General features: G+C 47.5%; 21 protein-coding genes. 17 read left to right on the forward strand and 4 right to left on the reverse strand.

What is annotated here, in order from left to right; genetic code table 11:
- Nucleotides 1–94: 94 nt before the first annotated feature.
- The 8 genes from AC787_RS24105 (at nucleotide 95) to AC787_RS24140 (ending at nucleotide 8,975) form a co-directional block, all read left to right on the forward strand.
- Entirely contained in the window at nucleotides 95–1,201 is a 1,107-nt protein-coding gene (locus AC787_RS24105; protein ID WP_054027519.1) for a Gfo/Idh/MocA family protein, read from the forward strand.
- A gap of 104 nt (nucleotides 1,202–1,305) precedes the next feature.
- A complete protein-coding gene (locus AC787_RS24110) occupies nucleotides 1,306–2,109 on the forward strand; it encodes a sugar phosphate isomerase/epimerase family protein (RefSeq protein ID WP_054027520.1) in 804 nt (267 codons plus the stop codon).
- A 34-nt stretch (nucleotides 2,110–2,143) separates the two neighbouring features.
- Nucleotides 2,144–3,538, forward strand: coding sequence for a sulfatase (locus AC787_RS24115; RefSeq protein ID WP_054027521.1), 1,395 nt, complete (start codon nucleotides 2,144–2,146; stop codon nucleotides 3,536–3,538).
- Nucleotides 3,535–4,539: a Gfo/Idh/MocA family protein gene (locus tag AC787_RS24120; protein WP_054027522.1), complete on the forward strand. Its 1,005-nt coding sequence runs from the start codon at nucleotides 3,535–3,537 to the stop codon at nucleotides 4,537–4,539. Before AC787_RS24115 ends, AC787_RS24120 begins: the two co-directional genes overlap by 4 nt.
- Nucleotides 4,536–5,123 (forward strand): adenylyl-sulfate kinase, encoded by a 588-nt coding sequence (gene cysC / locus AC787_RS24125; RefSeq protein WP_414731003.1) that lies wholly within the window; start codon nucleotides 4,536–4,538, stop codon nucleotides 5,121–5,123. The genes AC787_RS24120 and cysC overlap by 4 nt, the downstream gene beginning before the upstream one ends.
- 55 nt (nucleotides 5,124–5,178) lie before the next feature.
- On the forward strand, nucleotides 5,179–6,615 hold the full coding sequence (locus tag AC787_RS24130; protein WP_054027524.1) for a sulfatase: 1,437 nt from the start codon (nucleotides 5,179–5,181) through the stop codon (nucleotides 6,613–6,615).
- A gap of 26 nt (nucleotides 6,616–6,641) precedes the next feature.
- Nucleotides 6,642–7,550 carry an AraC family transcriptional regulator gene (locus AC787_RS24135; protein WP_054027525.1) on the forward strand — a complete coding sequence of 303 codons (909 nt, stop codon included), beginning with the start codon at nucleotides 6,642–6,644 and terminating at the stop codon, nucleotides 7,548–7,550.
- Between the two features lie 3 nt (nucleotides 7,551–7,553).
- Entirely contained in the window at nucleotides 7,554–8,975 is a 1,422-nt protein-coding gene (locus AC787_RS24140) for a sulfatase-like hydrolase/transferase (protein WP_054027526.1), read from the forward strand.
- Nucleotides 8,976–9,158: 183 nt separating this feature from the next.
- On the opposite strand, the gene AC787_RS24145 is transcribed toward AC787_RS24140, so the two are convergent.
- Nucleotides 9,159–9,614 carry a VOC family protein gene (locus AC787_RS24145; protein ID WP_054027527.1) on the reverse strand — a complete coding sequence of 152 codons (456 nt, stop codon included), beginning with the start codon at nucleotides 9,612–9,614 and terminating at the stop codon, nucleotides 9,159–9,161.
- A 157-nt stretch (nucleotides 9,615–9,771) separates the two neighbouring features.
- On the opposite strand from AC787_RS24145, the gene AC787_RS24150 reads away from it, so the two are divergent.
- Both AC787_RS24150 and AC787_RS24155 read left to right on the forward strand, forming a co-directional pair.
- Nucleotides 9,772–10,206, forward strand: a complete 435-nt coding sequence (locus tag AC787_RS24150) for an Lrp/AsnC family transcriptional regulator (RefSeq protein ID WP_054027528.1) — start codon at nucleotides 9,772–9,774, stop codon at nucleotides 10,204–10,206.
- Between the two features lie 18 nt (nucleotides 10,207–10,224).
- Nucleotides 10,225–10,875 carry a Vat family streptogramin A O-acetyltransferase gene (locus AC787_RS24155; protein WP_054027529.1) on the forward strand — a complete coding sequence of 217 codons (651 nt, stop codon included), beginning with the start codon at nucleotides 10,225–10,227 and terminating at the stop codon, nucleotides 10,873–10,875.
- Nucleotides 10,876–11,080: 205 nt separating this feature from the next.
- Here the strand turns inward: AC787_RS24155 and AC787_RS24160 are convergent, their stop codons facing one another.
- Nucleotides 11,081–11,959: a LysR family transcriptional regulator gene (locus AC787_RS24160; RefSeq protein WP_054027530.1), complete on the reverse strand. Its 879-nt coding sequence runs from the start codon at nucleotides 11,957–11,959 to the stop codon at nucleotides 11,081–11,083.
- Between the two features lie 110 nt (nucleotides 11,960–12,069).
- Between AC787_RS24160 and AC787_RS24165 the strand changes: the two genes are divergently transcribed.
- The 4 genes from AC787_RS24165 to AC787_RS24180 all read left to right on the forward strand — a co-directional run bounded on the left by AC787_RS24165 (nucleotide 12,070) and on the right by AC787_RS24180 (nucleotide 14,791).
- On the forward strand, nucleotides 12,070–12,480 hold the full coding sequence (locus AC787_RS24165; RefSeq protein WP_054027531.1) for a tautomerase family protein: 411 nt from the start codon (nucleotides 12,070–12,072) through the stop codon (nucleotides 12,478–12,480).
- 2 nt (nucleotides 12,481–12,482) lie between these two features.
- Complete coding sequence (locus AC787_RS24170) at nucleotides 12,483–12,812, forward strand: carboxymuconolactone decarboxylase family protein (RefSeq protein WP_054027532.1); 330 nt, start codon at nucleotides 12,483–12,485, stop codon at nucleotides 12,810–12,812.
- 121 nt (nucleotides 12,813–12,933) lie between these two features.
- The gene (locus AC787_RS24175) at nucleotides 12,934–13,740 is read left to right on the forward strand and encodes a helix-turn-helix transcriptional regulator (protein WP_054027533.1); all 807 of its coding nucleotides are present in this window, start codon (nucleotides 12,934–12,936) and stop codon (nucleotides 13,738–13,740) included.
- An 82-nt stretch (nucleotides 13,741–13,822) separates the two neighbouring features.
- Nucleotides 13,823–14,791, forward strand: a complete 969-nt coding sequence (locus AC787_RS24180) for a proline dehydrogenase family protein (protein ID WP_054027534.1) — start codon at nucleotides 13,823–13,825, stop codon at nucleotides 14,789–14,791.
- Between the two features lie 139 nt (nucleotides 14,792–14,930).
- On the opposite strand, the gene AC787_RS24185 is transcribed toward AC787_RS24180, so the two are convergent.
- Nucleotides 14,931–15,245, reverse strand: coding sequence for a MazG nucleotide pyrophosphohydrolase domain-containing protein (locus tag AC787_RS24185; RefSeq protein ID WP_054027535.1), 315 nt, complete (start codon nucleotides 15,243–15,245; stop codon nucleotides 14,931–14,933).
- An 88-nt stretch (nucleotides 15,246–15,333) separates the two neighbouring features.
- On the opposite strand from AC787_RS24185, the gene AC787_RS24190 reads away from it, so the two are divergent.
- The 3 genes from AC787_RS24190 to AC787_RS24200 all read left to right on the forward strand — a co-directional run bounded on the left by AC787_RS24190 (nucleotide 15,334) and on the right by AC787_RS24200 (nucleotide 18,381).
- Nucleotides 15,334–15,906 carry a TIGR00730 family Rossman fold protein gene (locus AC787_RS24190; protein ID WP_054027536.1) on the forward strand — a complete coding sequence of 191 codons (573 nt, stop codon included), beginning with the start codon at nucleotides 15,334–15,336 and terminating at the stop codon, nucleotides 15,904–15,906.
- Between the two features lie 204 nt (nucleotides 15,907–16,110).
- The gene (locus AC787_RS24195; RefSeq protein ID WP_054027537.1) at nucleotides 16,111–17,505 is read left to right on the forward strand and encodes an alanine/glycine:cation symporter family protein; all 1,395 of its coding nucleotides are present in this window, start codon (nucleotides 16,111–16,113) and stop codon (nucleotides 17,503–17,505) included.
- 297 nt (nucleotides 17,506–17,802) lie between these two features.
- Nucleotides 17,803–18,381, forward strand: coding sequence for a hypothetical protein (locus AC787_RS24200; protein ID WP_054027538.1), 579 nt, complete (start codon nucleotides 17,803–17,805; stop codon nucleotides 18,379–18,381).
- A 413-nt stretch (nucleotides 18,382–18,794) separates the two neighbouring features.
- Here the strand turns inward: AC787_RS24200 and AC787_RS24210 are convergent, their stop codons facing one another.
- Nucleotides 18,795–19,745, reverse strand: coding sequence for an AraC family transcriptional regulator (locus AC787_RS24210; RefSeq protein ID WP_414730995.1), 951 nt, complete (start codon nucleotides 19,743–19,745; stop codon nucleotides 18,795–18,797).
- Between the last annotated feature and the right edge of the window lie 142 nt (nucleotides 19,746–19,887).

Consider the following 19,887-nt stretch of genomic DNA (forward strand, 5'->3'; position numbering starts at 1 on the left):
TAAAGCGTTTACAACTATGACGGCTTAACGATTCGGCTATTGATCTTATCTAGGAATATGATTATCCAATTCAGAGGACGAGGGGACGTTGAACATGGCGGTTAAAATCGGAATCGTAGGCATGAACGGCATCGGCAATAACCATGCGAACTGCTACAAGGAGGATGAATTAGCTGATGTCGTTGCGGTATGCGATGTCATCAAGGAGCGAGCAGACGCAGCTGCGGAGAAGCATGGTGTAAAGGCGTACTATACGCTAAAGGACATGATCGAGAACGAGCCTGACATCCAGGTCGTCGATGTGACGACAGGCGGCATCGACAACGGCAGCTGGCATTTTGAACCGGCGATGGAAGCGATGTCTTACGGAAAGCATGTGCTGGTGGAGAAGCCGCTGTGCAACGATGTGCGCGAAGGCCGCCAAATGGTTGCTTTTGCTGAGAAGCAGAATGTGTATCTGGGCTGCAACCTGAATCATTACTTCACGCCGCCGGCAGAGAAAGCGAAACAATATATGGATAGCGGCGAGGTAGGCGAACTGGTCTACTGTCTGGCCAAAATGGGCTTCAATGGCGGTGAGCTCAATTACGCCCTTGCCGGCTCGGACAAAATCAAAGGCCATCCTTACTTTCACATGAGGGCGTTTCTAACCCATCCCTTCAGTGTTATGCGTCATTTCTGCGGTGACATTACGCATATCCAGACGTTCTCCGACCGTCCAGGCTTCCGGCGCAGCGCAGGCGATGTTATGGTGTCCATCAACAGCATTCATATGAAGTTCGCAAACGGAGCCGTCGGCTATCTACTCAGTCAGCGCGGTGATGCGGTCTACGGATTAGGCGGTTGGTGGAGTCTGGAGGTAGCGGGCTCGAAAGGGACATTCACGATCGAGAACTGCGTCGAGAAAGTGTCATTCTGGAAAGCGAGCAAAGGCATTCCGGCCATCAGCGTTCAGCCTGAGCCTGAAGTGACTGATTTCGGTACGAACGATTTCAACCGGACGTTCAACAACCGGCTGCACGCGTTTCTGGAGGATGTTAATGGCAAGGTTTCTCCCGATGCGCTGCGCGCCAGCGGACGTGACGCGCTTGCTGTGCTGGAGTATGTGCACGCGGTGCAGGAGTCGTACGAACGGGGTGGCGAGGTTGTGCGGCCGCATCCGCTGCCGCCACTGCACGGCGATCCGTTTTATTTGAAATAATCGCAGTAAAATGACGTGATGCTTTTTCGATGCTTCCGATTCCTTTGTAGGTATCGTAGGCCTTATACATGCTTTACTAATCGATCATTCAGGAGGACTCTTATATGATTAAATTGGGTGTCAATTCCGTGCTGTTCAAAGAGTTCGATTTTGCCACAGCGGCGAAGCATATTGCGGCTTGTGGCTACGACGGCGTAGAGATCGCCGCGATTCAAGGCATGTGCGAGCATTTGGATCTCAGCCGCTGGAAGCAGCAGAAGAGCGAGCTGCAAGCGATAGTGCAGGAGAACGGACTGACGTTTCTCTCGACTGAGGTGGCGTCGCTCAATGAGGAACGGCTGCTGCCGGCGTTCGAAGCTGCCGCTGAAATCGGTATTCCGATCGTTAACGTTGGCCCTGGCGGGAAGCTGGGTGTCGAAGAAGACCTGCAGGCGTCGATTGAGATGCTTGCACGGATGGCGGAGAGAGCTGCTTCGTTTGGCATCACGCTCTGCGTGAAGGCACATGTTGGCAACGCCATTCACAATACGCCGACCACGCTGCGGGCGATGGAGGCCATCGTTTCTCCGGCGTTTGGAATCGACATGGACCCCAGCCATATTCACCGTGCCGGCGAAAATGCCGAGAAGGCGCTGCCCGCCGTACTTAGCCGGGTGAAGCACGTTCATATCCGTGACTGCAAGGGACGCGAGCAGGGACCGGGACCGATCGCCCTCCAGGCGTGTGGACGCGGAGACATCGATCTGTATGGCTACTGCAAAGCAATGGTGGATGGAAGTTACGAAGGACCGGTCGTCGTTGAGGTTATTGGTGCCACACCGGAGCATACGCTTGCGCATGTATCCATCGTAGCCGCTGAGTCGTACGGCTACCTAAATGCCGTCCTTAAGCAGCTGAACGCGCGATAAAATCATTTTTTTCATCCAAAAGGAGGATTTCAATATGGCAAGTAAGAAACCGAATATTCTACTTTTCGGCATAGATAGCCTTCGTAGGGATCATATGAGTGCGTACGGCTATTCAAGGCTGACTACTCCGCATCTTGATAAAATAGCAGCTCAGGGCGTTCTGTACGAGAAGCACTTCAGCCCGGGTATTCCGACAACGCCGGCTTACGCATCGATGCTGACTGGCATGGACATGTTCGGCACTGACGTTGTAGCGCTGCGCCACGAAGGTCCACTCGGCAGTCACGTCAAGACGCTGCCGGAGGTTCTCGCGGAGAACGGCTATAACACGACATGCGTTGGCTTCACGGGCAATCCGTCATCGCGCGGTTTCCAAACGTATCTTGATTTTGAATCGTGGGTCCCAGACGAATCGGGACGCACGCCTAAGGCGCAAAACCTGAACGACGTCGCCATACCAGAGCTGGAGCGGCTGGCGGCTGACGATAAGCCGTTCCTGCTGTTCATGCGACATATGGATCCGCATTCGCCGTATTTGCCGCCTGCGCCGTTCGAGCGGATGTTTTACGGCAAGGACGAGAAGGACCCGGCCAATCATTCTATGGAGCCGGTTTATGATTTCAAGCCGTTTGCCGACTTTCTGAAGTCATGGATCCCGGAAGGCGTTACCGATGAAGCCTATGTCAGCGCGCAGTATGATGGCGCAATTGCTTATATGGACGCTTGTATCCAAAGCATCTTCGAGAAGCTGAGCGCGCTTGGTTTGGAGGAAGAGACACTTGTCGTTATCACGTCGGATCACGGCGAGACGCTTTACGAACACGATTGTTATTTTGATCATCATGGCCTATATGACTGTACGCTTGTCGTGCCGCTCATCATCAAGTTCCCCGGACGTTTGCCTGCAGGAACGCGGACTCAAGATGTGACGGTCATCTCGGATATTATGCCGACGCTGCTGGACTTGATTGGCATCGACAGCGGCATTTCCTTCAACGGTCGCAGTCTAGTGGAGCAGGTTGCGAGCGAGGAAACGGACCGAAACAGCGATCTGTATCTGACGGAATGCACGTGGATGCGCAAGCACGGCTGGCGGACACCGGAATGGAAGCTGATCCGCGCGCTTGAGCCAGATTTCCACTTCAAACCGGAGGTAGAGCTGTATAATCTAATCCAAGATCCGGAGGAGAACAACAACTTGGCAGAGCAGGAGCCAGAGGTTGTCGCGCTGCTGACGAAGCGGATGGAGGACCATATCGCGAGACGTGAAGAGCAGACGGGACGTACGAATCCTATCTATACGAATCTGAACTGGCACGGTAAAGGTGAGACGTTCACCTCGTCCGAGCAGGCATACGAGTCGCTGCATATCGGCAATATTATCGGCGCACGCTCCCTCCAATCCAAGGAGGAGGCGGCATCCAAATGATTCGGGTTGCGGTCGTTGGGGTCAACCATATCGGAAAAATTCACTGTCGCTCCTACCGGCAGCATCCGGACACGGAGCTTGCGGCTGTCTGCGATCTGATGCCGGAACGCGCGACGGCGGCAGGTCTTGAACATGGCGTTCCCGCTTATACCGACCTGAGAGAACTGCTAGCTAAAGAGCAGATCGATGTAGTAGCCGTTGCGACGGCGGGTGTGGAGAAGGGCAGCCATCATTTTGAGCCAGCGATGATCGCGATCGAAGCTGGCAAGGACGTCCTTGTGGAGAAGCCGATCTCCAACCGGATCGAGGAAGCAAGGACGCTTGTCGCAGCCGCCCGGGAACGAGGCGTCCGGCTCGCCTGTAATTTAAATCACCGCTTTACGCCAGCTGCTTACAAAGCGAAAGAATTAATGGAAGCGGGAAAGCTAGGCTCCCTTCTTTTTCTCAATATGCGGCTAACTATTCAGAATCCGCAGGAGGATACGGAGTGGCTGCACATGCGTGCTCTGCATCCACACTCCATCGATGTCATGCGGTATTTTGCCGGTGATGTAAAGCGGGTGCAGGCGTTCATGACCAAGGCGCCGGGACGTCAGAGCTGGTCGACTGCGTCCGTCAATCTAGAGTTTGCATCCGGCGCGGTCGGCCACTTGACAGGCAGCTACGACATGTCGATGCGCCATCCGATCGAATATTGCGAGGTGGCTGGTAACGAAGGCAGGTTTGTCATTGACAACGTGTACGAAAGCATGACGTATTATCCGCACCAGTCTGACGAGCTGCTTGTTGTCCGCAATTCGCTGTTCGGTGGGATGCAGGGCTTCAATGACACGTTTACACATCGGATCAATCGATTCATCGGGCAGATCAAGGCAGGCGATGCGCCGGAAATGATCGAGGCGTCCGGAGCGGATGCGCTTGCCGCACAGGAAGTTATTGAAGCCGCGATTCGTTCGCATCAGTCCGGCGGTATGCCCGTTGACGTACCCGCGAACGGATAAACGAAAGAACTCGACGAGAGGAGACGATCAACATGGACAAACAACACGGTTCGGTTATATGGTTCATGGGATTGTCGGGAGCGGGCAAGACGACGACGGCCCGGCATGTAGCGGCGGAGCTGCTGCAGCAAGGACGGCACGTGGAGCTGCTGGACGGCGACGAGCTTAGAGAGACGATCTGCAAAGGGCTTGGCTTCTCCCGTGAGGAACGGATTGAGAATATCAAACGGATCGTCTACGTGGCTAAGCTTCTCTCTCGCAACAGCGTGGATGTGCTCGTCTCCGCCATTACACCCTACCAAGAAATGCGGGACTACGCGAGGTCGCAGCTGCCCGGATTCGTGGAAATTTACGTGCAGTGCCCGCTCGGCGAGTGCGAGCGCCGTGACGTGAAGGGCTTATATGCCAAGGCGAGAAATGGCGACTTGCGCCAATTTACCGGCGTTTCCGATCCGTTCGAGGTGCCGCAGTCTCCCGACATCGTGATCGACACGGCTACCGCCTCGCTGCAGGATAACGGCGATGCCGTGATCGGCTGGCTGCATGCTAATTTGCGGTTCATGCACGCGGCGCAGAGAGCATAACCCGATAGGTGAATAAGGACCGGATTACCGGACATCCCGAAGGAGACAGCATACAATGAAGATCATACTGATATCGCTGGATACGCTTCGCGCCTCCCGTTTGAGCGGGTACGGCTATCCGAAGCCGACGAGCCCATATTTAGACCGGATTGCCGAGCAAGGTGTGCTGTTCGAACGCGCTTATGCCGCCGACATTCCGACTGAAGTGGCGCATACCGGCATTTTTACCGGCAAAGTCGGGCTTACGACAGGGATTGTCTCCCACGGCTCTGAGCTGACGCATCTGCCCAGATCTACCCCGTGGCTGCCGAACCTGCTGCGCAGCGCAGGCTTCACAACGTCGGCGGTGGACAATCTGTACCAGCTTAAGGAATGGTTTGCGCGCGGCTACCGCTACTATACGAACAGCGTTGGAGGAAATCGCTGGATCGATGGTCAGACCGTCAACGATCTGGCCATGCCATGGCTGACGGAGCACAAGGACGAATCATTTTTTCTGTTCCTTCATTATTGGGACGCTCATACCCCTTATTTGCCGCCGGAATCGTATATTCCAGACTTTTATGAAGCAGGGCGGGATCCGTATGATCCGGACAACCGAAGCATGGAGCCGGCGTACAACCATCCCGCCTACCCGTTCTTCAAGCACCACCATTACGATCTTGTTGGTCCGGTGACCGACAGCACCTACTACGACGCGCTATACGACGCAGAAATTCACTATCTTGATGATCGTTTGAAGGAACTGGACGCTCATCTGGAGAAGTTAGGTATCAAAGAGGATACGCTGCTCATTCTGTTCGGCGATCATGGTGAAAGTCTGACGGAGCACGACATCTACTGGGATCATTGCGGCTTGTACGAGCCGACTGTTCATGTGCCAATTATTATGCGGTGGCCGGGTCGTATTCCAGAGGGACGCAGGGTGCCGGGCCTCGTGCAGCAGGTGGACATTATGCCGACAGTACTGGAAGCGATACGCAGCGAAAAACCTGACGGCATCGATCTTGTGAAGGTTGCTGACCCGCCCGCAATGGACGGCCGAAGTTTATGGCCTTCTATCCGCAGCGAGACGGACAGTACGCACGACGCCGTCTACCTGAGTGAATGCGCCTGGCAGGCGGCGCGCGGCGTAAGGACGAACCGCTACAAATTTATCCGCACGTACGACGCGGGGCCTTTTACTAGACCGCCAAGAGAGCTGTATGATCTGGATGCTGATCCAGAAGAGACGGTGAATCTCGCGGAGCGGGAGCCGGAGCTCGCCGACCAGCTGGAACGGCAGCTGGAGAGTTGGGTGGAGGCGAAGTTGAACGGCCGTGAGGATCCGAAGGACCGGCAGCTCCGCGAGGCGGGACTTCCATTCCGCAGGCGCATTGAGCAGATTCTGGCGGAAGCCGGGATGACGTGGGACGAATGGTTTCAGGATCCGCGCCGTGAGCGATTCGATCAGGCGACAGATGGGCGGCACGAAGCGATCATAAACTCTTGATCCGATTACGAAGCGAGGGATGAAGGATGGAGCGAATACTGGGAAGCAATATTTACATGAAGGATGAATTTCCGTTCTGGATCACTCGGATGGTGCAAGCTTCTGTCGCCGAACACGGTCACGAGTTCATTGAGCTCGTCTACGTGGTGCTAGGACAGGGCGTCCATATCTTCCAAGGCAACCATTACAACATTCATGCAGGCGACGTGTTCATTATCAATCCCGGCGAGACGCATGCTTATTCCGTAGAGCCCGGCGGACAGATGGAAATTATCAATTGCTTGTTCATGCCGTCCTTTATTCCCGATGCGCTGCTACAGGAGCTGGAAATAACGGCATCGATGGACTATTTCTACGTACATCCCTTCCTGAAGCAGGATGTCCGCTTCAACCATTACCTGAATCTGAACGGTCAGGAGGCGTCGTCCGTGCTGGCGCTGCTGGAGAGCATGATCCGCGAGATCAGCAGCCGAGGCTCCGGCCACACGATATTGATCCGCCTGCAGATGGTGGAGCTGCTTGTGCTGCTGTCCCGCTATTATGCGAATATGCAAAGCCATCGTATCCAAAGATCCCCGCGCCAATCGGAACGAGTGATGATGGCCAGACGGATTTCCGGTTATCTCGAACGCCATTTCGACAAAAAAATTACGCTTCAGGCGCTGTCCGGCCTGTTCAATGTCAGCACCCGGCAGCTGAACCGGCTGGTACGCGAGGAGTTCGGCAAGAGCGTATTCGATCTGCTGCACGAAATTCGCATCGAACGGGCGAAACGGATGCTGCTCGAGTCCGACGAGAAGGTCATCTATATCGCGACCATGGTCGGCTACGACGATCCGTCGTTCTTCAGTCGACTGTTCGTTCGTTATGCCGGCTGCTCGCCGCGCGAATACCGGACCGGCTCACCCATCAACCGGAAAGAAAGGAGCGGATAGCGCATGCCAGACGGGGTGAAAAAGCGGAGGCCTAACGTACTGCTGATCACAGCCGACCAATTGCGAGAGGATTGCGTCGGCTTCAGCGGCAAATATCCGATTCGCACACCGCACCTGGACCGTCTGTCTGAGCAGGGAGTCTCCTTCTCCCACGCCTACTCTGTGCTGCCGGTGTGTTCGCCTTCAAGGCAGTCACTGCTGCGCGGACGAAGGCCGGAGACATTTGGCGCCCTATGGAATTACAGCGGTGCCCTGCCTGTGATGGCACTGCCGCCAGAATCCTATACGTGGACGAGAGCGCTTTCGGAAAGTGGCTATGCGACGGCATATTTAGGCAAATGGGGTGTCAATCCGGTGCACGGCCCTACGGCTTATGGTTATGAGTCGTACGTTAGCGAAGCAGAATATCAAGACTTCGTCTTGCATAAGCATCCGGATGTCCGTTACGAGAACGGCTTCTTCGGCGAAAAGAGCCCGCTGCCGCTGGAGGACACGGAGACGCATTGGTTCGCCGCGCGTGCGGGCGAGACGCTGGAGCGGCTGCGGGATGACGGACGGCCCTGGCATCTGGCGCTGCACTTCAGCGAACCCCACTTGCCCTGCCGACCGTCGGTTCCCTTCGCAGGGATGTACGATGCTGCGGATATCCCTGAATGGGCAGGCTTCCGCGAGACATTTGCCGGCAAGCCGTACATTCAGCGCCAGCAGCTGCAGAGCTGGGGCGTCGCCGGTTACGGCTGGCAGGATTGGGCGCCGATCGTTGCCCGTTATTACGCTGTCATCAGTCAACTCGATGATGCGGTCGGGCGGGTGATGGGGACACTGGAGAGCCTAGGCATGGCGGACGACACCATTGTGATCTTTACCGCAGACCACGGCGACATGTGCGGTTCCCACGGCATGATGGATAAGCACTATATCATGTACGACGATGTTGTAAGGGTGCCGCTAATCGTTCGGATGCCGGGCGGCGGGAAGGACGAACCAGGCTGGCGCTGCGACCGGTTCGTCTACAATTTTCTAGATTTGCCGCCGACGATTCTGGAGCTTCTCGATTTGCAAACGTCTGATCCTGGGGATTTACAGGGTCGCTCGCTTTGGCCGCTGCTATCTGGGGAGGAGCCGGAAGGTTGGCGGGACGCCATCGTGTCGACCTATAACGGCCAGCAGTTCGGGTTGTATACGCTTCGGATGATCCGCACGGCAGACTGGAAATACATCTGGAATTTAACGGATGTCGACGAGCTGTACGACATGGCCTGCGACCCTGGCGAACTGACGAACTTGATCGGGAAGGCTGATCATGCAGAGCTGCTCGCCGTGCTGAGGAGACGGCTGTATGAGCAGCTGTCCTTGGACGGCGATGCGATCGTCGCCAACGAATGGACACGCCGTCAGCTGCTGCAAGGCGCGAAGCTGGGCTGAACATGAAGATGATTGCATACATTCCTGTGCATCAAGTAGTGGACACAATACGATGCCACTGGCCACTTTGGGCTGGAGATGTTCCATTACTATTTGAAACGAAACAGCAGAAATGCTGTTTTTTTATTGCATGCTCATTTCTTTTATGTGGAGTGTTATCACGACAGTAACAGGTTACTGATTTTACAAGTTGGTGGACATATCAAAATCAACATCTTCAATAAATTCGATAATTTCCCCATTGGGACTGTGAATGACTGCATTCTTTATTAGAAGAGGCGGTTCGCCTAGAGTAAGGTAATCCGGTTTTATAAAAGCCTTTGCTCCATGAGCAAGAGCTTTTTGAAACATTTCATCTACATTATCTACATAGAAGGCGAAATGTAATAATGCTCCATGAGCTATATCTTCTTCAGACGTTGCTTTCTTCCCTTGAGCGGGAATGACTGCATCGTTATCAAAGATCTCAATGCAGGTTCTTTGGTCAGGTGAAATCAGCATGGAAGCCTCTTTAATTTGAAACAATGGTAAACTCCAATGATGACCTAACTTGAACCCTAAAACTTCAATATAAAATGAAATCGTTGCTTTATAATCTTTGGCTTGGATCGCTACATGTGAAAGGCCTTTTACGCTCATCTATAATCGCTCCCTTATATAATATATATTTATTATAGTTGCATTAAAACATGAGATACATGCAAAAGATAAGAGTTTTATAGTAATATGGTTAATGAATATAAGGTATTTTAGGTGAATGGGTTTATTTTATTAAATGGGGTCAGGGGCTCTTGATATGGAACATATTATAGATGACATTGATAAAAAGATCATGGCATTACTTCAGTACAATGCACGAATGTCCATTTCTCAAATCAGCAAAGAGGTTTCAATGTCGCAACCATCCGTTAAAGAAAGAATCATCAAGTTGGAAGAGAAAAACATCATTTCTGGGTATAACACCGTTTTTAATTTACGGGATCTGAATCGAGGCACGACCACTTTCATTCTATTAAAAACAGAACACTGCCAAGAGATCACTGATTTTTGTAAAAATGCTATGGAAGTAACTGATTTATTTCGCATTAGTGGAGAATATAATTATCTCATTAAGGTGCAAACCGCATCTATTGAGGAACTAGCTGAATTTCAAGATTGTCTTATAAAGTTCGGACCATCAAAGTCTCATATCAGTTTGAAAAATATATTGGAAAACAGAGTTTTGCTCTAGTAGAGAGGAAGTGTAAATATGACGATAGCTCCGGATAAAAATAAGCTTTATCCAAATGAACACATTAGTACAGTTTGTTACATTAAAAATCTACCAAGTAGACCAAACGTTGAAATTGGCGACTATACATATTACAGCGACAATACAAGCTCACCAGAGAATTTCTATAACAATATTCAACATCATTATGACTTTTTAGGTGATAAGCTGATTATTGGTAAGTTCTGCGCCATAGCTGAAGGAGTTACTTTTATTATGAATGGTGCTAATCATCGGATGGATGGTTTAACTACATACCCCTTCAATATTTTTGGGGGAGGTTGGGAAAAGGTCACTCCAACGATAGAGCAGCTGCCTTTCAAAGGCAATACTTTGATTGGCAATGATGTATGGCTAGGACAACATGTCACGATTATGCCGGGGGTAAAAATAGGAGACGGTGCCATTGTTGCTTCGAATGCAACTGTTGTAAAAAACGTTGAACCTTATACAATTGTTGGCGGCAATCCTGCAAACGTTATTAAGAAGCGTTTCAGTGATGAGATGATCAATATGTTGTTGGAACTTCAATGGTGGAACTGGGATGAGAAAAAGATATTTGAGAATCTTGAGCAATTAGTATCGGTTAACGATATTCCCACATTAATGAAGCTATTGAATAAGAAGTAGGATTTGAAACGAAACAGCAGAAATGCTGTTTTTTTTGTTTTTTATTGTACGCATATTCCTCACATATGGAGTGTGGAATATTAATTCATTCAATCCAAGTGAATTGTGTTTCGTATAGGCCAACTAGAAGCTTCTGGTTGGCCTATTTTTTAGGTGCTTTAGGAGAAGAATCCTGAATTTTTCCAATAGCGTAAGATCAATACACTTAGTTTCGCCGCAGTTCCTCTTTTACACATTGCATGAAAAGATTTTTGGATGATGAATTATACTCCGTGTTACGTAATTGCAGCAGACCGACCGGAATGGCTGAATCCTTAAGTTCGACGTGTATTTTCACGACATTCGTGGGTAACGCTGTGGAATCTAGAACGACTCCAACGGAAGGAATTCTTTGAACGAATCCGGGAATTGCCGAGATTTGACTCACTGTAAATAGAAAAGGGGTTTCGGTGTAATGGGAATATTGCTTAGCTAACCTCAGATAATACAAGCAGGTATTTCCACCAACGATCATCGGATAGTTAAGCAGTTCATCAAAAGGTATTATTCCATTTCTTTCAGCCAAGGGATGGCTATTCGCTACAACGAAGGAAATATTCTCGTTATATAGCGGCTCAAAGCTGAATGAAGAAAAATCGGTTGGCTCTCCGCATATGGCAAAATCCAGTTGATTCTGGAGTACCGCGCGAGACAAGGAGTCGGTATTCCCACTGATAAAGTGACATGATACTTTTGGTTTATGTTGCTGGAATTGCCGCAGTGAGTTTGGCAGCACATGCTCGAATATCGATGCTAGCCCTCCGACAAGCAGGGAGCCGATCTCCTCTCTTTGCAAAGCTTTCGCTTGCTCAGTTACATGGTTCCAGTGTTGAATGAGCTTGTCAATTTCTACGGCAAAAATTTGTCCAGAAGCTGTTAACTCCGCATCCCATCCTCGCTTGAATAGCTGGATACCCAATTCCTTCTCCAGCCGCTGGACTTGATTGGTAATCGTAGACTGCGCGTAATTCAATTTCGTGGCCGCTTTGGTGAAGTTTCCTTCTTGAATAATCGTTCGAAACGTAATGAGTTCCTTTAAGTCCATGGCATAAATCTCCATCTGATTATTTGAATTAATATTTCATTTTATTCAATTATACAAATAAATAAGCGGGGAGTAAAATGGGGGTATCTCATTGAAGGAGTGATATAAAAATGCCATTCATCAGAGTAAGCTACATGGAAAATCAATATGGGAGAGAGCAATTGCCTATTATAAGCCATGCCATTATGAGTGCTCTCATTCAGCATTTCAATGTGCCGGAAGACGATTACTTTCAAGTGTTCCATTCGCACAAAGAAAGCGAGTTTTATTATAGTCGGAATTACTTAAATATAGAGCGAAGCGACGGTCTGCTCTATATTCAAATCATGCTCAAATCCGGAAGAAGCACTGAGCAGAAAAAAAGCTTTTATGGAAGGTTAGCCGAACTATTGTCAAATACGCTTAACATGAGGAAAGAAGACATTTTCGTCGTACTTGTCGATACAGAATTCGAGGATTGGACATTCGGTAATGGCGTTGCACAAATGATCCAAAGTCCAGACATAAAGGCGGGGGTATAGTGATGAAACATCGAAAAATGGTATCAAACGTCCGAGAATCGTTTGGGGATACTGCACCTACTTTCGTGCGCTATTCGGAAGAAGTACTCTTTGGAGACGTTTGGAGAAGAGAACAATTATCGCTTCGGGAACGCAGCCTCCTTACGATATCAGCTCTAGTCGCCGGTGGGCTTACAGGACAACTTCCTTATCATCTCCGCTTAGCAAAAGAGAACGGTCTGACCGAAGAAGAACTGATCGAAGCGTTGACCCATCTTGCGTTTTACGCTGGATGGCCGCGAGCCGCATCTGCGATTCAAGTTGCGAAGGATGTATTCGAGGCGAACATATAAAGATGGCACTCGCTGTTTCGGGCGTTTTTTTTGAATATATGGATTTCCATTGGTTCAATAGAATCATGATATACTAATGTTTGTTAAATAGTTAAAGCATAATAAAGAGGAGGGCTCAAGCATGCCGGCTGTGGCCTTTCACCGCAATGATTCGCTGCCTTTTTTGGAAGCAAAGCGATGTATGAGGAGCGATCTTGTATATCAAAAGCATTTTCATGAGGAATATTCGATTGGACTCATTGATGAAGGAGAAACGAATGCTTGGTGCGATGGAACGCTGCTTCAGGTTGAAGCGGGACGGCTGATCAGTTTTCCGCCGATGATGATGCATGCTTGTCAACCTCTCACTGATATGGAATGGCAGTACAAGATGCTCTACATCAATACAGAATGGCTCCAAGGTCTTAAGCAACGGGAGCTTGACCAGCTTTATATCCCTTATTTACTGGAAGATGGTAAAAACAAAGCCTGTCGTTTGCAAATAAACCGTACGGTGGATGCACTTATTAGCAAAGGTACTCCGCTTGAGATCGAAACGGCTTTAATCGAGCTGGTACAAGCGCTTGTTAGTCAGAATCCCTCTGATCTTGAACATGAACCTCATGGCAGACAGGATCAGAAGTACGTCAATATCATAAAAGAATACCTGCATGAGCATTTTGACGAAAATGTTACGTTGGAGAAACTGGAGAATGAAGTAGGTATCAGCAGATTTCATCTCGTACGTCTATTTAAGAAGTGGAGTCATCTGCCTCCTCACGCTTACCAAATATTGCTTAGAATCAATCATGCAAAGTTGGAATTGACGAAGCAGCGTCCAATATCCGAAATTGCGGCAGAAGTGGGCTTCTATGACCAGAGTCACTTCTCTAGAGCTTTTGTCAAAATAGTTGGAGCAACGCCGCAAAAATATGCGTTATCCATTTAAAATAGAGCAATTTTATACAATACCGCTTCCTATCTAACTTGTACACTTAGGGTTACTTGAAAGAAGGAGAGGTAGAACCATTATGAATCACAGATCAGACTTGGAAAAACAATTCGCAGCTGCGCTTAAATCTATTGCTCGCCGTCCTGACCTAAAGTCTTATGTGGAGCAAACGCCGCAGCTGAACCAAATGCTGCGACGTGCAGCTGCGCGGTATGTAACCGGTGAAGCAAGACAAGATGGAGTTGAAGCAGCAAGAGAGCTTTCCGTTAAAGGATATGCGATATCACTCGAGTATATCGGTGAGAATACAACTGTTTTCTCTGAATGTGAGGCAGCAGTCAAAGAAATGATGACCCTGATCCAAGACTTTGGCCAAAATGGGATCTCAGCACGAGTATCATTCGATCTATCGCATATCGGGCTCTCGCTGGATACCGAGCTTGCTTATTTGCATCTGATGAATCTAGCTGAGCAAGCTCAGAGAGTTGGTGTTGAACTATTCATAAGTATGGAAGAGTCCTCGAAGACGGAGAGAATACTCTCTATTTTTGAGAGAGTAGTTTCTATTTATCCGAATGTCGGCATTACGTTACAGGCACAGTTGAAGAGAACACCGCAGGATTTGGCAGCTATTGCCTCACCTAGTCGGATCCGCATCGTCAAAGGCGCCTATCAAGAATCAGATGACTACTCGTTTCCTCGTTCTCCAGCACTTAATGATCGTTATGTTGAACTTGTTGAAAGTTCGATTCGCCAAGGTCATCGCGTGTCGATCGCTACTCATGATGAGCACATTATTGAGGAACTCTGCAAACGGGAATGGGTATTAAGCTCAAATGCAGAGTTCGAAATGCTGTATGGCATTCGCTTAGATCTAAGCAGCATGCTGAAAGCAGCAGGACATCCGGTGAGGATTTATCTTTCTTATGGACATGAATGGTATTTGTACTTATGCCATCGCATTGCGGAGTACCCGCCGAATCTTTTTCAAGCTGTCATCGATACGGTAAGTCATGAGGGAGTCAAGCCTGTGCAGTCGTATGAGTGATGTGGCTGAATCAATTGAAACTATTCTTATTAGGCATGGACAATCTATCGCAAACAAAAATCCCCGCTTGCCAACTGTTGAGGTTGGCAATGCGGGAAATCCCAACGCATAATTTTCTATTATCGAATGTTCAGCAGCTTTACTTATAACGATTATGTAATTTCTCTTGATGAGACTTGAAAACATCTTCAAGACTAATGTCGTACTTATTGGCTATGACGATAACATTCCCTAATACATCACCAAGTTCTTCTATTAGCTCCTGTTTATTTTCTACATAGGTACCGGCCGTTTCATCAGGACGATCTCTACCTATTTCTAAGGCTCTAATAGCACGTGCTACTTCTCCCGTTTCTTCCGCTAAAAAACCAATCCGTATGAAAATATCGAGCTCTGACCAACCTCGTTCTTCATAATATTCTTTCACCCATTTTTGAAACTGATTTACGTCCAATGTATGTGCCTCCTATTTTATTAAAACTGAAATTTTAATATACTTATATAGTATAAATGAAAGTTTTTTTTGGAATGGGGTAAATATTGTGAAAAGAATTGCTGTTTTTTGTGGATCTAGTTATGGTTCTTCAGAAGTGTACAAACAAGGAGCTATTAAACTAGGTGAAGAATTAGCAAGACGTGGTATTACTTTAGTGTACGGTGGTGCTAGTGTCGGAATTATGGGAACGGTAGCTGATACGGTGCTAAAAGCGGGCGGTCAAGTCATTGGTGTAATTCCAAAGCTGCTTGAAGAACGAGAAATTTCACACAAAAACTTAACAGAATTAATCACAGTTGAGACTATGCACGAGCGAAAAAGCAAGATGGTGGAGTTAGCAGATGGCTTTATTGCGCTTCCAGGTGGGCCCGGTACATTAGAGGAATTTTTTGAAGTATTTACTTGGAGTCAAATCGGTTTGCATCAAAAACCATGCGGCATTTTAAATGTTAACCATTATTATGATCTTCTGATCTCTTTTTTCGATCATATGAACGAACAACAATTTTTGCAAGATCAGTATCACCAAATGATTTTAGTGGATCAAGAGCCCGTGGGATTATTGGAAAAATTCACTACGTATGTTCCACCTTCTGTGAAGACTTACGTTAAGCAATAGTAATCCGATAAAAGCATATTTAATAAGTATCTCAGATAGGGATGACTCCACCTCGTTTAAACCAAACAAGAAAAGCTACGTTCATTAGATCGTAGCTTTTTGTTTTTTTAAATTCTTGAATCATTACATGAATTGGTAATATTCCTTCATTTGGGGAAGTCTAATGCTTGAGTTAATACTAGAAAAACAACGTGAGGGCAGAGGATGGAGCAGACGATTCAAGATTTAGTTGGCGTTGTAAATGATTTTTTGTGGTCGAAGTTGTTGATCATTATGCTTATTGCAATAGGTCTCTACTTCACCTTACGATCCAATGTACTTCAAGTACGGATGTTAAAAGAAATGTTCCGCTTGTTGTTTGAGTCCAGTAGCGGTCCTCGCGGCAGCATCTCACCATTTCAGGCTTTTTGCATTAGTATGGCAGCTCGTGTAGGAACGGGGAATATTACGGGAATCGCTATTGCTATCGCATTAGGTGGACCAGGGGCTGTTTTCTGGATGTGGATTATCGCGATTATAGGCTCCGCCTCGAGCTTTGTAGAAAGTACGCTTGCTCAGGTTTACAAGATCAAAGACGGAGACAGCTTCCGCGGGGGCCCAGCGTATTATATGCAATCGGGCTTAAAGAAGCGGTGGATGGGCGCCTTATTTGCAGTATTAATTACGCTGTCCTTCGGACTTGTGTTTAATGCCGTGCAGTCGAACACGATTACGATTGCTTTTGAGAACTCTTTTGGTACAAATAGACTGGCTGTGGGATTAATTATGACGGCGATATTTGCTGTCATCATTATTGGCGGTGTCAAACGAATCGCCAAGCTATCCGAGTATATTGTCGTTGTACTAGCCGTTTTATATATCGGAGTTGCTCTGTCCATTGTTGTGATGAATATAACAGATATGCCGGCTGTGCTTGCTCTAATTGTGAAAAATGCGTTCGGAATTGAACAAGTAGCCGGAGGTTCGCTTGGGGCTGCGCTTTTGCACGGAGTAAAACGAGGGTTATTCTCTAACGAAGCAGGTATGGGTAGTGCTCCGAATGCTGCAGCTACCGCAACGACTAGCCATCCGGCGAAGCAAGGATTGATTCAAGCACTAGGTGTGCTTTTTGATACCTTAGTGATCTGTACGAGCACCGCATTTATTATTTTACTCTCAGGGGTGTATGATCAGCAGGGTCTTGGCGGAATTGAGCTCACCCAAGCAGCACTGAGTGTACACATGGGTTCATGGGCATCAGGTTTTCTAGCTATCATGGTCTTTCTGTTCGCGTTCAGCACATTGATGGGTAATTATTATTATGGGGAGACTAATATTGAGTTTCTCAACACCAGTAAAGTCTGGTTATGGTTATATCGCATATGTGTACTGGCAATGGTCATCTTCGGATCCGTTGCAAAAGTACAGCTTGTCTGGGATTTGGCGGATTTGTTTATGGGGCTGATGGTGGTGGTCAATCTCATAGCAATCACCCTTTTATCGCGAATCGCTTTTGACGTGCTGCGTAATTATATGCAGCAGAAGAAAGCTGGACATGACCCTCAATTTGTGAAGAGCAGCGTCAAAGGTCTGGAAGAAGTTGAATGCTGGGATGACTAATAGCAGGAAATAGCGTTAAGGAAAATAAAAGGAGTGTCCGAAGAGTCAGTGTTAATGACTTGTGGGACACTCCTATTTATTTTTGGATAAACTAATTATGTGTTTTTTGTTGTTATTAGTTGTTTTTATGTTGAATTTGTAAAGGTCGGTGAGTATGATAAACATGGAAATAATGAATCCCTAGAGGAGTGATACGCCATTTCCATTGCTATCATACTTGTCTTTTGCTCTGGATTGACACTTGCAATTTGGAATCTGTTTACTAAAACAAGTAAGAATAAAAGTGTTTTTCTGTGGATGATTCATATCACTTCATTTGTTATTCTTCTTCCTTATTTCATTGCCGATGTCGCGAGCCGTTCGATTTCGTTAAGTGGATACTTGTTCATGCTATTATCGATGGGTTTCCAAATGGGATACTTATTTTTGCTTCCGATCGTATATCGTCAAGGCGAGATGTCGCAAATGTACCCGATCATGAGGGGAATGGGAGCACTCCTCGTGCCGCTCTTCAGCGTGTGGATTTATGATGAATCGTTATCGCTTGTCGGATGGGTTGGTGTCAGCTGTATCGTTCTAGGTTTGTTTGCCATTAGCGGTTTTATGAAAAAGCAGAGGGGAGCATCGGTTAGTTTCCGAGGTATTATTCCTGCACTGATGGTTGGTTTATGTATTACGGGATACGTAATGACGGATAAAATGGTACTCCAATCGTTGTCGCCTATGTCTATCATCGAACTTAGCAATATTGCTTATGTCATCGTGTTGAGCCCTGCTGTTTCTGTTTGCAATGGATCTTGCGCCGTTGTCACATCTGGCTCCGATTCGCGAAATAGGCACTGTGTTTGGTACAATGCTCGGTATTTTCTTACTTAAGGAGTCGAATGGCATGAACCGTATCCTATTATCAGCGGTCATTACTGCGGGAGTTACCCTGATAGGAGTCTGGGGCAGCCCCTAATTCATAAATAAGAGGAGAAGTGAATCATGGAAAAAATAGCTCGGGTGATCATTATCGGTACCTTATCCTTCGATTTTTCGAATCGTTCGGGATGGCTATCCTGATGCCAAAATGGCTGCGTTCAGCGTCTGGAATCCAATTAACTATGGCATTATCGAATCAACAAGGTATCAAGCCAAATACCTCTCTTCCTTTCCTTATTTTGATTAAAAGCAATTAGAGGCAACAGGGTATAATTCTAAAATGTCATCCGAAGTTTAATTGGCCACGTTCAATCGAACGCGGCCTATTAAATATAATATCGTAAATAGGATATGGATATCGCCTATTATGGAGTGTTTTGTTGCACGGCTTCCATCGCAACCCTGGATTCGCTTCGCATGCGCAGCTTGTATTCCCTTGGAGAGCATTGATTTTGCCTTTTGAAAAGTTTATAGAACTGTGCCATGTTCGTAATTCCAACCTCGTAGCTCACATCCATAATGCTAAGCTCACTTGTCAGCAATAACAGCTCGGATCTCTTTATTCGTTTATAGTTGACATACTCCACAAACGAGACGCCCATCGTTTTCTTGAAATATTTGATGAAATAATGGTAGCTCAAATTAAGTAAAGAACAAGCATCCTCTACGGAAAGCTTATTGCTTAAATGGTTGTTTACATAATCAAGAACCGGTCTTAATCGATTTAATTCGATTTCCTCTGTGTAGTTCAGTACGTTGCGGCAATCGCTTCTTAACAGCAACAGCAGCAATCTCTTGATAATCGAGCTGATGGCAATCTCATAGCCTCTCATCCTCGTTTGCGATTCTTTAAATATTTCCAAAATGAAAGCATACGTTTCCTGTTTGGCGGACTCGTCAATGTCAAAAATATAGTTTAGCTTATCCAGCGGCTCAGTCAGTTCTGAGAAGCAGTTCAAATAAGGCATCGTGCTTTGGTCAAAATGTTTGCCCAAATCGATCTGAAATACGACATAGTGCAGTACATCCGTAAGAGGTTTATGGGAACGATGGGGCTGGGAGGCTCCTAGTACCATAACATCGCCAGGACCGAGGACAACATAGCCGTGCTTGCTTTGCACACCCAAGTGACCTTCGATGACAGCAAGAAATTCTACTTCTTTATGATAGTGCCATGAATGTTTCTCCAAAGCACTGCAATAGTGAGCTTCCGAGTAAATCTCCCATATCTTAAGAAAAAGAAGCGGATTCTGATAAATAACCTCTTCGTTAATGGCTTCGGAATGTGTATCAATGGTAGTTTTCATTAAGGGCATGAGCATTACCTCCATGATTGAGTATACCACTTTTGGAAATGTAGGATCAATAAACCGATCGTTACTCCGTGTTTTTTTCGTTCATCGAAAATAGGAAGACACTTTTGAATATAAAAGAAGCATGTTTAAGTATTACCTTATA

Source organism: Bacillus sp. FJAT-28004, from assembly GCF_001280845.1.
In the GTDB taxonomy this organism is placed as follows: Bacteria; Bacillota; Bacilli; order Paenibacillales; family Paenibacillaceae; genus Pristimantibacillus.